Genomic DNA, 14,048 nt, shown 5'->3' with positions numbered 1-14,048 from the left:
GCAGGGGAATTCAACCACTTTCGAGCCAGCTCAAGGATTTTTTATAAACCAAAATCTTGCTCATAGGTTGGGGTGGCGATGGGCGAGGTTGCGCAGCTGACCGTCTGCCGACAGGGACAAGGTGAATCAAAGCGGAGCTTTGAGAGAGGGTCCCCTGGGGGGTCGACAGTCGAGCGACCCAGGGATGGCACGAGAAGAGAACTATCGACCCGCGGAGGCCCTATGCTCATGATGCGCGAAGGAAATACTGGCAGCGGGCGCGAAGGTTGGGGTGGCGATGGGCGAGGTTGCGCGGCTGACCGTCTGCCGACAGGGACGTCGGCAGTCGAGCGACCCACGGATGGGCTTGAGCGCGTCAGCTGCGCGACCTCGGCCATCGCCACTTGTGACAAACTCTTAATCGCCACTCTTGACGCACCCTCAATCGCCACTTGCGAGGCACTCCTCAACGCGACAGATTTCCCGGTAAATGCTCCACACAATCAGTAACCAAATTGGTGCATAATTAGTACTTCTTACTCCCAGCCAATTTATTCAAGCCTGCAGCTATGACGACCACTATTGTATTGACCCGCCGCTGGACCCCGGCGGTGGAAGCCGCGCTCTGCGAACGTTTTGATGTGCGACTCAATCCCGAAGACACTCCCCTAAGCCACGACGAGATTGTGCGCCGCTGTGCCGGGGCCACGGTGCTCTGTCCCACCGGGCCGGATAAGGTTAACCGGGAATTGATCGAACGGCTGCCTGACAGCGTCAAGTTGCTGGCCAACTTCGGCGCCGGTACCAACCATATCGATGTGGCGGCGGCCAGGGAGCGGGGCTTGCTGGTGAGCAATACGCCCGGAGGCGTGGTGGACGCCACTGCTGACCTGACCTTCGGCCTGATTATCGCCACCTGCCGGCGTTTTGCCGAGGGTGTGCAAATGATCAGGGATGACCAGTGGCAGGGGTGGGGTATCAACTTTATGCTCGGCAGCCAGGTGTCCGGCAAGACCCTCGGGATCGTCGGCATGGGCGCGATTGGCACCGCGGTGGCAAAGCGCGCCCGTGGTTTCGACATGCCGGTGCTCTATCACAACCGCCAGCGCCGCCCGGAGGCCGAACAGCTCACCGGCGCCAGCTATTGTGACACTCTGGAAACCCTGCTGGAGCAAGCGGATATTGTGGCTTTGACCTGTCCGCTGACCCCGGCAACCCACCACCTGATCGACGCAGTGGCGCTGCAGCGTATGCGGCCCGAGGCGATTCTTATCAATACCGCGCGCGGGCCGGTGGTGGATGAAGAGGCTTTGATTGTCGCGCTGCGAGAGGGTAGTATCGCCGCCGCGGGGCTGGACGTGTTCGAGGATGAGCCCCATGTACCGGAGGCACTGGTGCAACTGCCGAACACATTTCTGTTGCCCCATATGGGTACCTCCACCCGGGAGGCGCGGGATGCCATGGGCTTTATTGCCCGGGACAATATTGTCCGCTTCCTCGAGACGGGTGCGCTGATCGATCCGGTGGTCTAGTAGCCCATAAGTTTGTGACATCAAGTGGTTCGGCATTGCGACGTATTGCGCTGGGAAGGTCGACAACTTATCCAGGAAATACAACCCAGTGGTGGTGAATTTTAGGGCTACCCGCAGGGCCAGCCTGAGTCGGCGGTGAGGCACGACATAACCAAGGAAGCCAGATGGAAGAAGTCATATTACTGGTGGTGCCGATCTTCGGTGTCATGGCCCTCGGTTATCTCGTCGGCAAATTGGGCATTCTGGGGCAGGAAAGCACCCACGGGCTCAACGCTTTTGTGTATTACGTGGCGATGCCGATTATGCTGTTTCGGGCCATGGCCAATACCGACATTGTCGCTCTGTGGGACATCAACTTTATTGCCATCGTGGTGGTGCCGCAGTTTCTGGTGCACGCGGTGTATTTGCTGGTTGCCATGTACGTGTTTGGCCGCGGTTTCAAGGAGGCCATGCTGGCGGCGCTGGCTGCATCCTGGGGCAACACGGTGTATATGGGTTTTCCGCTGGCGCAGACGGTACTGGGGGAGGCGGCCATCGCCGCGGTTGTCATTATCGCCGTGGTGCAGACCTTTATCTTTTTGATCGGTACCCTGTTGCTGCTGGATATCAGTGACAACCGCCGCGGGTCAACCGCCATGCAGGCGGCGCGACGCAGCTTTATATCGTTTATCAAGAACCCGGCCATGGTAGCGGCGCTGTTGGGTATGTGCTTTTCTGCCAACCACTGGTCGCTGCCGCCGATGCTGGATTCATTCACCGCCATGTTAGCGCCGGCGGCGGCACCCTGTGCGCTGTTTGCCATCGGCCTCTTTCTCACCACCACGCGCTTGAATAAAGGCCTGGGGGAGATCTCGGTCATTACCCTGGTAAAGCTACTGGTCAGTCCGGCACTGGTGTTGGTGGCCGCCCTGTTGCTGCTGCGCTGGGGTATTGAGGTCGATACATTGTGGGTCAAGGCCGCCATCTTACTGGCCGCGACCCCCACCGGCACGCTGGTGTTTGTCATTGCCCAGAAGTACCACGCCGCGGAGGATTGTTGTTCCGGCGCCATCCTGCTCTCCAGTGTGGTGTCGGTGTTGACCATCGCCGTGTTGATCGGCTGGCTGTAGGCGTCGGGGATCAAAAAGTGTTTTGCCCCCTTCAATGTTGCTGGTTGAGGGGGTAGGATAAGCGGGTTTGGCGGTCGGCTGGATTCGGCCGCTGGATACAGAGAGAGTAAAACAATAACCGGTGCACCAGGCTAGCTTATTGCGCAACTGTCGCTGCAAGCAAGGGTTGGTCGACGCCCAATTCAATTTACGTGGTACGTTTGGCTCGCCGCCGAGCGCGACCCGGGATAAATTTATGCCCTATACGTTAGAGACAATGGAAGAAATCAAGCTGCTCAACCAATTCAAGCTGGATTCCACCCAAAGCGGTATCAAGGTTCACGCCCACCAGGCACCACCGGCTACCGTGGCCGCCGCCGCCCGGCTGTTTGACAAGGGGCTGACTGATCACGTCGACGGCGGTTACCTGACCGAGCGTGGCCTGGTTGCCGCCAATCACGCACAGATCCTGATGGGGTTGTTGGCACAAGACTAGCGGGGTAGCAGCCCATACAGGAATGCAGTTGACTGGCCGCCTGGCGTACAAGCGGGTCGGCCAGTGGTACACCTTCTGCTCCTGACAAGGCACTAGCCCAGGTTCGATTTCACCATATCAAACATATCCAGCACCCGGGCCACAAACTGGTCCTTGGGGCGGAAGCCGCCGCGGGTCTTGCGCCTGAAGTCGTCCTCCAGGTGGTCGATGAGCCGGTTGAGCCGGCGCCGGTGCAGGCCTGTGCCCGCCTGGATGGGGTCGGCCAGCAAGCCGGACAGGGAGGCAAAGGCGGCCAATCCCAATAACACGATTAACACACTGCTGAAGCTGGTTGCCAGCGATGGCGTCGGCGGAAAAGCTGCGTAGTACAAGCCGCCGAGAAAACTGCCGAAAATAAAATCCCGCGCCGCTATGGTCTTGGCCAAAATCGAAGCCAGCAACAACCCGACCCCAATCCCGCCCGGGGTAAACTTCTGGAACGCAAAAGCGCCGAGCACGGTACAGGCGAAGGTGTTGGTGATGTCCGCCGAGGCGGTGCGGGTGACCTGGTACTGCAGCATGGCGTCTTCGATCAGCGGCTCCAGTTGCTGGCGCAGGTGGGCCTGATCTCCCGGCGCCGCCGGGTATTGTCCGCTGTAGCTTTGCTGTAAGGCGGCGAGCACATAATCTTCCAGGGCGCTGGCCTGCTCGCTGGTTTGCAGCAGTTCGGTGTAAATCAACTCGCTGACATGCTGCTGCACCCGGGTGTCGAGGCCGGCCGGAATCCGATCCAGAAACCGGTACAGGCGCTGGCGCCCGGACTTGCGGATAAAGAATTTCAGCAGGCAGGCACCGGCGTAAATGGGCGCCCAGATCAAATTCAGCGGCGCCCGCAGAATGTCCAGCCCCAGTGCCACCTTGTTGGTGTGCCAGGCGCCGGGGTAATTGAAGTGGCGGTCGATAAAGCCGGGGATGCGCTGGCGGCAGTCGTCAAAATAACTGTGCGCAGCGGCCAACAGGGCATCTTCTATGTCCTCTGCTGCAGGGTGTTGTTGGCGAGGCACTGGTGCATTGAGGGTGTTGGCCTTGGGCATGGAGTTTTAAACAGTCTATGGCGGCGCTGGATGATAACATGAGCCGGGTGACAGTTTGAGGCAGTAGCGAAATAATGGGATTGGGTCGTCATCGCCGCGCAGGCCGTCATCCCCGCGCAGGCCGTCATCCCCGCGCAGGCCGTCATCCCCGCGCAGGCCGTCATCCCCGCGCAGGCGGGGATCCATCTATCAGATCTGAATATAAATCTCGCCATTCCGGGTTTTGAGTTTCAATCAGCCTTATTTTCCATTGCCTGTTCCATTTCTTTAACTGTTTTTCCCGGGTTATAGCGGCGTACATATCGTCGGCCAATTCAAAATACACCAGTTTATGTACCTGATGTTTTTGAGTGAACCCGGCGATGAGATTTTGTTTGTGTTCCCATATGCGCCTTACAAGGTTACTTGTGACACCTATGTAGAGAGTGCCGTTTCGTTTGCTGGCGAGTATGTAGACACACGGTTGCTTGTCCATCATGCAAGTCTATCTTGGATTCCCGCCTGCGCGGGAATGACAGCTCGCGCGAAGGAAACCGCCTGGTCGAGGTTCAAGGACCTTTCCGGAATGACAGCTCGCGCGAAGGTAACCGCCTGTTCGAGGATGAAGGTCGTCACACTGATGGCGAGACGTATAAAGATGACGGATCCTGCAAAGGTAAAGGGCTGTACAAAGATGACGGACCTTGCAAAGTTAAAGGGCCGTATAAAGATGACGTACCGCATGGAAAGGAGGGCCTGGGCGGTAATGACTCTCTAAAATAGACCCCATTTAACCGGACCCGCAGGCCTCTACTTGCCCATCATGCCCTTGATTGCCGAGGGGATATCCGCCGGGAACACCACGGTTTTACTGTTGGCCGAGGTGGAGAGATTCTCCAGTGACTTGACGTATTTTTCCCCGAGCAGGTAGACCACGGGCATTTCCTTGTCGCCGATGGCGGCGGTGACCATTTCGATGGCGCGCTGGCTGCCTTTGGCCAGTACCACTTGCGCCTCGGCGTCGCGACGGGAGGCTTCGAGGCGGCCTTCGGCTTCGAGGATGGCGGCTTGCTTGTCGCCGTCGGCGCGGGTGACGGTGGCGCGGCGGGCGCGCTCGGCGGCGGCCTGTTCTTCCATCGCGTGTTGCATGGTGCCGGAGGGGTTGATGTCCTGGATTTCCACGGTCTTGAGGATGATGCCCCAGTCGGAGATGTCGTCGGAGATGGAGTTTTTCAGGTGTGCCTTGATTTTATCCCGCGAGGAGAGAGCATCGTCGAGGTCCATTTCACCGATGATGGAACGCAGGGTAGTTTGCACCAGGGTCTGGATGGCAATGCGATAATCTTCCACCCCGTAGACGGCTTTTTCCGGCGAGACGATATTGATATAGGCCACCGCGTTGGCGATGATCACCGCGTTGTCGCGGGTGATGACTTCCTGGGAGGGAATGTCCAGCACGATATCCTTGGTGGTGACCTTGTAGGCGACGTTGTCCACGTAGGGGATAATAATATTTAGACCGGGGTTGAGGGTGGAGTGGAACTTGCCCAGCCGCTGCACCACCCATTTGTGCCCCTGGGGCACCAGCCGCACGCCCTTGGCGAGAGTGACAATGACCAGCACAAACAGTGCGACGACGACGTAAAATCCTGCTTCCATGAGTGATTCCTTTAGTGGGGAGTAATTAAGCTTTTTCTACCATCAGGGCATTGCCCGATACGTCAACCACGCGCACCCGGTCGCCCACTTGCAGCGGCTGGTTGGCAATGATCATCCACTCATCGTCCCCGAGAATGGGGGCGGGAAAGCGCAACTTGCCGCGCTTGTCACCGTTGGGGGCGTCGATGACCTGGCCGGTCTGGCCGACTATGGCTTCCCGCGACAGGCCTGCTGTGGTGCGGTCGATGGACAGCGGCTTGAGGTATTTAAACCAGGCGAAGGCGAGGATGGACGACAGCACCGTCCACAAGAAAATTTGCCAGGAGAGACTGATGCCCGGCGCAACAAACAGCAGGCCACCGATGATCAGTGCGGCGACGCCAAACCAGAGGAAAAAGAATGTGGTGATAACGATCTCCAGCAGCATCAGGGCGACGCCGAAGACGATCCAGTGCCAATAGAGCACATCATAGTCCATGCAAAACTCCAACTTGGGTTGGCGAGTGGGGTACGGTAGACGAATTCAACCAGCAGCACCATAAAAAGTTTGACTGGCTGCTCATCACTCTTGCCTGCATTAGTCTAGCCAAGCCATTGTGTCAGTCTAGGAGCCTGTCGGACTTAGGTGCCCGTAGCGAGAGAAAGTCCGATTTGAGTCAGTTTTTAACCATTTTTGAGGCGAATAGTGGTTCTATTTAACGAGAAAATGGTTAAAAAATGGCCAAGCTCGGCTTTTTCGCAGCAGGGCAACCCTAAGTCCGACAGGCTCCTAACCAACCATTGTGTCAACTTTGTGCCAGTGCCCGAATGGCGACGCTGGCGGCGGTGGTGCGGTTTTCCACGTTGATTTTGTGGAATACCTGCTCCAGGTGTTTGTTTACGGTGCGCGGGCTGATCTCGAGAATCTGGCCAATTTCACGGTTGGTCTTGCCCCGCGCAATCCACGCCAATACCTCCGCTTCCCGCAGGGTCAGGTTGAGGCGCTGGCGCAATAACTCCTCGTCGGAAACGCAGACCCCGTCGACCAGCTTGAGCAGGTATTCCTGGCGACTGCGGGCCTCCACGAACACCACTGCCACCGGATGCTCGAGGGCATCAAAACTGAGCCGGTGCTGGGGTTGTGGATCCTGCCGCAACCAGTCGGCCAGGGCGGGGGCGAAGCTGTGCAGCAGCCATTGATCGGACAGGTTGGCCAGTTGCAACAAGTCGTAGGTCTGGGGTGTGGCCCAGAGTAATTTGCCCTGCTGGTTGACGGTGAGCAGGTTCTGGCCGGTGGAGTCCAGCGCCTGCTGGGCACTGGAAGTGAGGCGGGCGTTCTGCAAATGTACCTTCATGCGGGCCAGTAATTCATCCGGGCGAATGGGCTTGGTCAGGTAGTCGACACCGCCCACCTCCAGCCCTTTGACCACGTTCTCGGTTTCCGTCAGCCCGGTCATAAAAATAACCGGGATATTGGTCAGTTGCGGGTCGGCTTTTAACTGGCGACAGGTTTCAAAGCCATCCATGTGGGGCATAACCGCGTCCAGCAGGATCATGTCGGGGCGCATGCGCTTGGCGATGGTAATGGCCTGGCGCCCTTCGAGGGCCACCAGCACACTGATGCCGGCCTGTTCAAGGGTATCGTTGATCAGGCTGAGAGCGTCCGGGGAATCGTCGACGACCAATACGACGTCCTGGGTATCAAGTGAATTCATTGCTGACTGCGCCTAGTATTTTCTCTATCTGGTTAAATTGCATGGTGTCGGCCATGGCCCGGATTTGCTGCAACTGCTCAGCGCTGAGGATATTTTCCGCCGCAACCTGTTGCAGCACCAGCAGAAAGCCTTTCTTGTGACCGATCTGGGCTTTCTCCAATAGCTGCTGTAATAGGGGGTGGTTGACCAGGGTGCCCAGGTCGCCGGGCTGCAGGGCCTTTTCGTCGCTGCAAGCTTTTTCCGGTTGCGGGGCATAGGCCCATTCCAGCGCCAGTAAACTGCCTACCTTTTCCAGGAACGCCTGGTTGCGAAACGGTTTGGTGATATAGCCGTTGTGGCTGGCCAGGGCTTGCAGTGGCTGGTGTGATTCGGTGGCGTCGGCCGACAGCATCAGGATGGGCGCGACCACACCGTGCTGGCGCAGCCACTCGGCCAGCTCGAGGCCGTTCATGCCGGGCATGTTGACGTCGAGGATAAACAGGTCGGGTTGTTCCACCTCCAGCAGCGCCATGCACTCCTCGGCGTCCTGGGCTTCGTGGGTGCGGATGCCGATGGCATCCAGTATTTCCGATACCAGTCCGCGGTGAATGGCTTCGTCGTCCACCACCAAGGCGGTCTTGCGTTCGCCGCGATAACCGATAACGGTTTTTTGCGGGGCGGCATCGACGACCGCTTCGGCCACCTTGGACAGCATCAGGGAAACGGTAAAACAGGAGCCGCTGCCCGGTGTGCTCTGGATCTTCAGGTCCCCACCCATCACTTCGGTCAACAGGTGGACGATGGTCAGGCCCAGGCCGGAGCCGGAGACCGAGGGCACGTCCTTGTTCCTGACCCGTTCGAAGGGGCGCAGGATGCGGTCGATGTCGGCGGTGGCAATGCCCACCCCGGTATCCATCACCATAAATTCCGCCACCTGGTAGCGGTAGTGGACATGGAAATCCACCCGCCCCTTGACCGTGTACTTGACCGCATTGGAGAGCAGGTTGATGAGGATCTGGCGCAGGCGCTTCTCGTCGGCGATGACCATGGCGGGCAGTGGATTGTGCTGGTGGAAATGGAACTCGATGCCCTTTGCCTGGGCCTGCTGTTGAAAGATCTCCACCAGTTGCGAGAGTAACTCCTGAATGGGCACGTTGTTGCGATAGATGTCCAGCCGGCCGGCTTCGATCTTGGAAATCTCCAGCAGCCCCTCGATCAAATCCGCCAGGTGCTCGCCGCTGTTGCGGATAATTTTGACGCCGCGCTGGTGCTGGGGTGGCAGGTCGGCCTGGCCCTGCAGCAGTTGCGCGTAGCCGAGAATCGCCTGCAGAGGGGTTCTCAGCTCGTGACTGATGCCGGACAGGTAGCGGGTCTTGGCACTGTTGGCGCGCTCGGCGTTTTCCTTGGCCTGTTGCAGTGCCGCATCGGTCTCTTTGTGGGCCTCGATTTCATCCAGCAGCAGGCTGTTTTGGCGGCTCGACTCCTGCTGTGCCACCATCCGACTTTCGTGGGCCAGCAGGAACAGCCAGGAAATGACCCCGGAAATCACCAGCAAAATATAGAATACGGTCCACAGGGTCTGTTTCAGCAGGGCCTGTTCCTGTGCCACGCCGGTGTTCATGTGGTAATAAATCAACGCCATAAACGCGCCAATAATCAGGCCAAGGGCAATAAATATGGCGATAAAGTGGGTGATGCGCGACTGGGCTATGGCCAGTGCCCGGGTCGGGGTAACCAGTCTTAACAGGCTCGCTAACTGGTCGCTGAGGCGCGCATCGGTCTTGCAGGCGTCCAGGCAGCGGGCATCGAGCGAGCAGCACAGGGAGCAGATATTGCCGGCGTAGGCGGGGCAATAGCTCATATCCTCAATTTCGAAATCGGTTTCGCAAATGCAGCAGTTGAGGCGCGCCGCCTCCACTTTCAGGGCATGGGGTTGGCTCGGCAGCCGCTGGTTGGCGGCCGGATAGATCATATCGACATCGTTGCGCGCCAGGTAGAAGCGGCCGCGGGTGATAATGGCCAATAGCGGCATCATGACAAAGCAAGTCAACAGGGCCAGGTAGTGGGCCAGGTGCCTGGCTATTTCGCCGAAGTAACCCAGGTAAGAGAAGATCCCCACCGCCGATGCCAGGATCATGGAGCCAAAGCCGACCGGATTGATATCGTACAGGTGGGAGCGTTTGAATTCGATGTGGGCCGGGCTCAACTTGAGGGGCTTGTTGATCAGCAAATCGGCGGACAGGCAGCCCAGCCAGCTGATGGCGACAATGGCAAATATGCCGAGGATCGCCTCCAGCACTCGATAGATGCCGAGCTCCATCAGCAGCAGGGCGATGGCAACATTAAACACCAGCCACACCACCCGTCCGGGGTGGCTGTGGGTGAGGCGGGAAAAGAAGTTGGACCAGGCAATGGAGCCCGCGTAGGCATTGGTGACGTTGATTTTCATCTGCGAGATGATCACCATCACCCCGGCCAGGATCAGGGCGAAGGTGGGGGACTGCACCAAATAGCCAAAGGCCATCTGGTACATATACACCGGGTCCAGCGCCTGTTCGGTGGCCACCCCGCTGGTAATGGCCAGATAGGCCAGGAATGACCCGAGTAGCATTTTTGGCAGCCCAATCAATATCCAGCCGGGGCCGGAGAGCAGCAGCCAGAACCACCACTGGCGCCGGTTGGCTTTGGTTTTATCGGGCAGGAAGCGCAGGTAGTCCACCTGTTCGCCGATCTGGGCCACCATGGCAAAAAACAGTGCTGAGCAGGCGCCAAACAGGGCCAGGTTGAAACCCTCGGCGGCCTCTGGCAGGTCGGCAGGGGCGTAGTCCAGCCACTGCGGCATCTGCTCCAGTTCGTAGTAGGCCACCACTCCCAAAGCGCCCAGCTGCAAGGCCAGCCAAATGGGCTGGGTACCGATCTGGAAGCGGCTGATGGCGGTGATGCCGTGGGTGACTATGGGGATCACCATAAACGCGCAGATGACATAGCCAATGCTCATTGGCACCCCGAACAGGGCTTTCAGGGCCGAGGCCAGAATGGCGGCTTCGATGGCGAAGAAAATAAAGGTAAAGGAAGCGTAGATCAGGGAGGTGATGGTGGAGCCGAGGTAGCCAAAGCCGGCGCCCCGGGTCAGCAGGTCGATATCGAGGCCGTTTTTCGCGGCATGCACGGTGATGGGTATGCCGGTGACAATAATCACTGCCGCCAGGGCCAGCATCGCATAGAGGGCGTTGATAAAGCCGTATTGCAGGGTGGCGGCGGCGGCCAGCGCTTCCAGTGCCATAAAGGCGGTGGCGCCGAGGGCGGTTTTGCCGATTTTATCCGCGCTCCAGCGGCGCGCCTGTTTGGCGGTGAAACGCAGGGCGTAGTCTTCCAGGGTCTCGTTGCCGACCCATTGGTTGTAATCCCGGCGCACGCGGAAGATGGATTGTGTCGCTCGCATAAGGCTCGTCAGCTGGTGGCTGGGCCGGGGCAGGGGGGTTGCGGCACCCATGCGCTCGGCAGAAGGCGACATTATACAGTTATTGGCGGGTAGCGCCCGGCGCTGGCAGGGTAAAAAAAAACGGCATGGGCCGGGGGCGGGCCAACATGCCGTATCAAGAGCGAAGCGGTGCGCGAGGAACTGTCTGGTGTGGTGCCGCCCAAGTTGCCCCAGGCGTCAGCTGGAATAGTGGCTGCGCCGGATCAGCGGGTTCAGCAAGCGGGCGAAGAACCCGGTAAACTGGATTGGCGCTGCCACCGAGGTCAGGCAGATACAATCCGCGTCCTGGCTGGCGATGGGGCGGTGATGCTTGTGCTCCCGATCGCGAAAAATAATATCGCCGCGGCGGTAGACACCATCGGCGTCGGAAAAGCTGCCCGCCAGCACCACGGTAATCTCCTCGCCACTGTGATTGTGACTGGCTACCTGGCCACCGGCTTTGATTTTCAACAGCTCCACCTTGGCGCCGTTGACATCAGTGCAGAGTTTGGCGGCGTAGATGGCCGGTGATAAACGCTTCCAATGCACCCCTTGCAGCCCATCGGGCAGCAATTTGCGCAGGCTGCGGGGCACATTCGCCGGTGCTGCTGGTTTGGGTTCTGTGGCAGGGCTGCCAGTGTCGGCTTCCAGTCCAAGGGTATCCAGTTTAGCCATCAGTGCAGTCTTGAGGTTGTCGCTGCGCCGTTGCACGGCGACAGCGCTGAATAATTCGGCGCCCAACAGTTCCAGCCGCTGCAGTTCGCGCCGGCATTGGGGGCAGTGCTCGGCGTGCACGCTGATGCACAGCGCCTGGTTCATCGGCAACGAACCGGCGGCAAAACAGGAGAGACGGTCGGCAGATGGATGGTGGTTACTCATTGTTCTTCACCTCGAATTAAAACCTCCAGCTTTTGTAAGGCCAGGCGCACCCGGGATTTAACGGTGCCCAGGGGAATACGCAGCTCAGCGGCCGCTTCCTGCTGGGTCTTGCCTTCCAGGTAAATCTTCGCCAGCACGTTGCTCTGGTCAACTGGCAGTTGATCCAGGCCGCGCTGAATACGATCGGCGGTGTGGCGCTGCTGGGTCGTTTCAAACGGGCCGGGTTCGTCCGCTTCGATGGCGGCAAACAGGTCGTCGGCATCGACCTCGCTGGCGTAACGGCCGTTGCGGCGCAGGTAGTCGATGCGACAGTTTCGCGCCAGGGTAAAGATCCAGGTGTTGACGTTGGCTTTGCTGGAGTTGTAGGTGTGCGCTTTGAGCCAGACTCGAATCAGTACCTCTTGCACCAATTCATCGGCCACCAGGTGAGCGCCCGGGTCACGGGCGAGGCTGTAGGAGCGGATCAGGGGAGCAAAGTGTTCGAATAGCTCGGCAAAGGCATCCCGATCTCGGTCTTTTGCCACCCGCTTCATTAATTCCTGGTGTTCTATGGTGCCTGGCCTGGACGTCACTGCGATTCTCATTGGTGCCCCGATGTCGGTATGCTAACGTTGGCTGAAGAAATAAGCTATGTCCTTTATACGCCGCTGCTGTGGCGACGGTTCAACGCGTTACAGCTTTTTTCGTTGGTGCGGTTTCAGCGGCGGCCCTATCGGTCAGCAGCAATCATATCGATAGCCAGTCTGTCTCTGCCGGTTAAAGCGGCTTAAAGTGGCTGCAGGGGTGCCGGGTGTAAGCGAGCCGGTGGCTGGGGTAAATAATCTTGATAAAAGAAGGTCGTTCAAGGTCGGTGCATTCAGTGCAAGTGATCTGGGCTGAGGCCCCGGGCGTAAGCAATAGCATGGATCAACCGGGCCGCAGGTGCGAGCACCGGTAGTCACAGATCAGGAGAAGGCCAGTGCCACCCTTGCTAGATGAGTTTAAAGCCCTCTACAGAGAGCTGGGCCCCGTAAATACCCGCAGTTTTAATCGTGTCTATCATGACAACGTCAAATTCAAAGATCCGGTGCATGAAGTGCACTCGGCGGCATCTCTGCTCACCTATATGGAAGATATGTGCCAGACGCTGGATTTTTGCAAGTTCGAGTACCTGGACGAATTGGTGGCCGCTGATGCCGCCTACATCAAGTGGAATATGAACTTCAGGCACCCGCGACTGGGTGACAAGACCCACACGGTGCGGGGTATGAGTCACATCCAGTTCGATGATCGCATCTACTTTCACGAAGACGTCTATGACCTGGGGCAGATGGTGTACGAACACGTGCCAGTGCTGGGCGGCATGACCCGCTGGGTAAAGGCGCGGTTGGCCAGTTAATTCCGGTTCCTGACGAACACAATTTGAAGCACCTGATTGGAAGGAAGTGGTTATGAGCACTGATGCATTGAACGGGGAAGTTATCTGGGTGACAGGCGCGAGCAGTGGCATCGGTCGGGAACTGGCTTTGCAGTTGGCCGCCAGGGGCAATCGGGTGCTGATCACCGGCCGCAACCAGCAGGCGCTGCAAGAGCTGGCAGAGGGCAGTGTTGGCGATCTCGTGCCGGTGCCCGGCGACATCGCCGCAGCCGACGCCGCCGAGAGCTTGCAGGCCAAATTGGAGGCGGCTTCACCGTGGCTGGACCGGATAATTCTCAATGCCGGCACCTGCGAATACTTCGACGTCAAGCAGCCGGACTGGGGCATGCTGCGGCGGATTATGGAAGTCAACTTCTTCGGCTCGATCAACTGTTTGCAGGCGGCCCTGCCACTGCTGGAGCAGCATCGGATCGGGCGCGGTCACGTGGTCGCCATCGGTTCCCAGGCCAGTCGCGCCGCCTTTCCCAGGTCCCAGGCCTACGGTGCCTCCAAGGCCGCGTTGAGCTACTTTATGCAGTGTATGGCCGTGGATATGCAGCAGCGGGGTATCGATGTCACTGTCGTGCAACCCGGCTTCGTGGATACCCCGCTGACCCGGAAAAACGACTTTCCCATGCCGTTTGTGATGTCGGTGGAGAAGGCGGCAAAAATTATTTTAAACAAGGTGGCAAAGCGGCCACTGCTGGTGCAGTTCCCGACTCGTCTCAATGCGGTTCTGGCGCTGGCTGAACTGGCTCCGCAGTTCTGGTGCCGGCGGATTGTGGCGCGGCGGAGCCGGGCCTGACAGGCGCAGTGCTGGGGCGGGCTTGAATT

General features: G+C 58.7%; 14 protein-coding genes. 5 read left to right on the top strand and 9 right to left on the bottom strand.

All coding sequences use genetic code 11. The features are described 5' to 3' along the window. The first annotated feature begins 548 nt into the window (after window positions 1–548). From G8764_RS02260 to G8764_RS02250, 3 genes are all read left to right on the top strand, one after another. Entirely contained in the window at window positions 549–1,511 is a 963-nt protein-coding gene (locus G8764_RS02260) for a 2-hydroxyacid dehydrogenase (RefSeq protein WP_166161440.1), read from the top strand. 164 nt (window positions 1,512–1,675) lie between these two features. Then, window positions 1,676–2,620: an AEC family transporter gene (locus G8764_RS02255; protein ID WP_166161438.1), complete on the top strand. Its 945-nt coding sequence runs from the start codon at window positions 1,676–1,678 to the stop codon at window positions 2,618–2,620. Between the two features lie 235 nt (window positions 2,621–2,855). Beyond that, entirely contained in the window at window positions 2,856–3,095 is a 240-nt protein-coding gene (locus tag G8764_RS02250) for a TIGR02647 family protein (RefSeq protein ID WP_166161436.1), read from the top strand. A gap of 92 nt (window positions 3,096–3,187) precedes the next feature. Here the strand turns inward: G8764_RS02250 and G8764_RS02245 are convergent, their stop codons facing one another. The 9 genes from G8764_RS02245 to G8764_RS02205 form a co-directional block, all read right to left on the bottom strand. Next, window positions 3,188–4,168 (bottom strand): DUF6635 family protein, encoded by a 981-nt coding sequence (locus G8764_RS02245; RefSeq protein ID WP_166161434.1) that lies wholly within the window; start codon window positions 4,166–4,168, stop codon window positions 3,188–3,190. 15 nt (window positions 4,169–4,183) lie between these two features. Further along, a complete protein-coding gene (locus G8764_RS02240) occupies window positions 4,184–4,354 on the bottom strand; it encodes a hypothetical protein (RefSeq protein ID WP_166160658.1) in 171 nt (56 codons plus the stop codon). Continuing rightward, window positions 4,329–4,643: a GIY-YIG nuclease family protein gene (locus tag G8764_RS02235; RefSeq protein ID WP_166162960.1), complete on the bottom strand. Its 315-nt coding sequence runs from the start codon at window positions 4,641–4,643 to the stop codon at window positions 4,329–4,331. Before G8764_RS02235 ends, G8764_RS02240 begins: the two co-directional genes overlap by 26 nt. 314 nt (window positions 4,644–4,957) lie before the next feature. Then, complete coding sequence (locus G8764_RS02230; protein ID WP_166161432.1) at window positions 4,958–5,806, bottom strand: SPFH domain-containing protein; 849 nt, start codon at window positions 5,804–5,806, stop codon at window positions 4,958–4,960. A gap of 25 nt (window positions 5,807–5,831) precedes the next feature. Continuing rightward, on the bottom strand, window positions 5,832–6,284 hold the full coding sequence (locus G8764_RS02225; RefSeq protein WP_166161430.1) for an NfeD family protein: 453 nt from the start codon (window positions 6,282–6,284) through the stop codon (window positions 5,832–5,834). A 307-nt stretch (window positions 6,285–6,591) separates the two neighbouring features. After that, entirely contained in the window at window positions 6,592–7,500 is a 909-nt protein-coding gene (locus G8764_RS02220; protein ID WP_166161428.1) for a response regulator transcription factor, read from the bottom strand. After that, window positions 7,487–10,993: a hybrid sensor histidine kinase/response regulator gene (locus G8764_RS02215; RefSeq protein ID WP_243748526.1), complete on the bottom strand. Its 3,507-nt coding sequence runs from the start codon at window positions 10,991–10,993 to the stop codon at window positions 7,487–7,489. Before G8764_RS02215 ends, G8764_RS02220 begins: the two co-directional genes overlap by 14 nt. A gap of 144 nt (window positions 10,994–11,137) precedes the next feature. After that, on the bottom strand, window positions 11,138–11,818 hold the full coding sequence (locus G8764_RS02210; RefSeq protein ID WP_166161424.1) for a ChrR family anti-sigma-E factor: 681 nt from the start codon (window positions 11,816–11,818) through the stop codon (window positions 11,138–11,140). Continuing rightward, window positions 11,815–12,390, bottom strand: coding sequence for a sigma-70 family RNA polymerase sigma factor (locus G8764_RS02205; protein WP_341806272.1), 576 nt, complete (start codon window positions 12,388–12,390; stop codon window positions 11,815–11,817). Before G8764_RS02205 ends, G8764_RS02210 begins: the two co-directional genes overlap by 4 nt. A gap of 386 nt (window positions 12,391–12,776) precedes the next feature. Between G8764_RS02205 and G8764_RS02200 the strand changes: the two genes are divergently transcribed. Next, complete coding sequence (locus G8764_RS02200) at window positions 12,777–13,196, top strand: nuclear transport factor 2 family protein (protein WP_207951631.1); 420 nt, start codon at window positions 12,777–12,779, stop codon at window positions 13,194–13,196. Between the two features lie 52 nt (window positions 13,197–13,248). After that, the gene (locus G8764_RS02195; protein WP_166161420.1) at window positions 13,249–14,019 is read left to right on the top strand and encodes an SDR family NAD(P)-dependent oxidoreductase; all 771 of its coding nucleotides are present in this window, start codon (window positions 13,249–13,251) and stop codon (window positions 14,017–14,019) included. The last annotated feature ends 29 nt before the right edge of the window (window positions 14,020–14,048 follow it).

Origin of the sequence: Pseudomaricurvus alcaniphilus, from assembly GCF_011440395.1 — a bacterium.
GTDB classification, from domain to species: Bacteria; Pseudomonadota; Gammaproteobacteria; order Pseudomonadales; family Cellvibrionaceae; genus Pseudomaricurvus; species Pseudomaricurvus alcaniphilus.
This window is presented reverse-complemented; position numbering and strand designations above follow the sequence as displayed.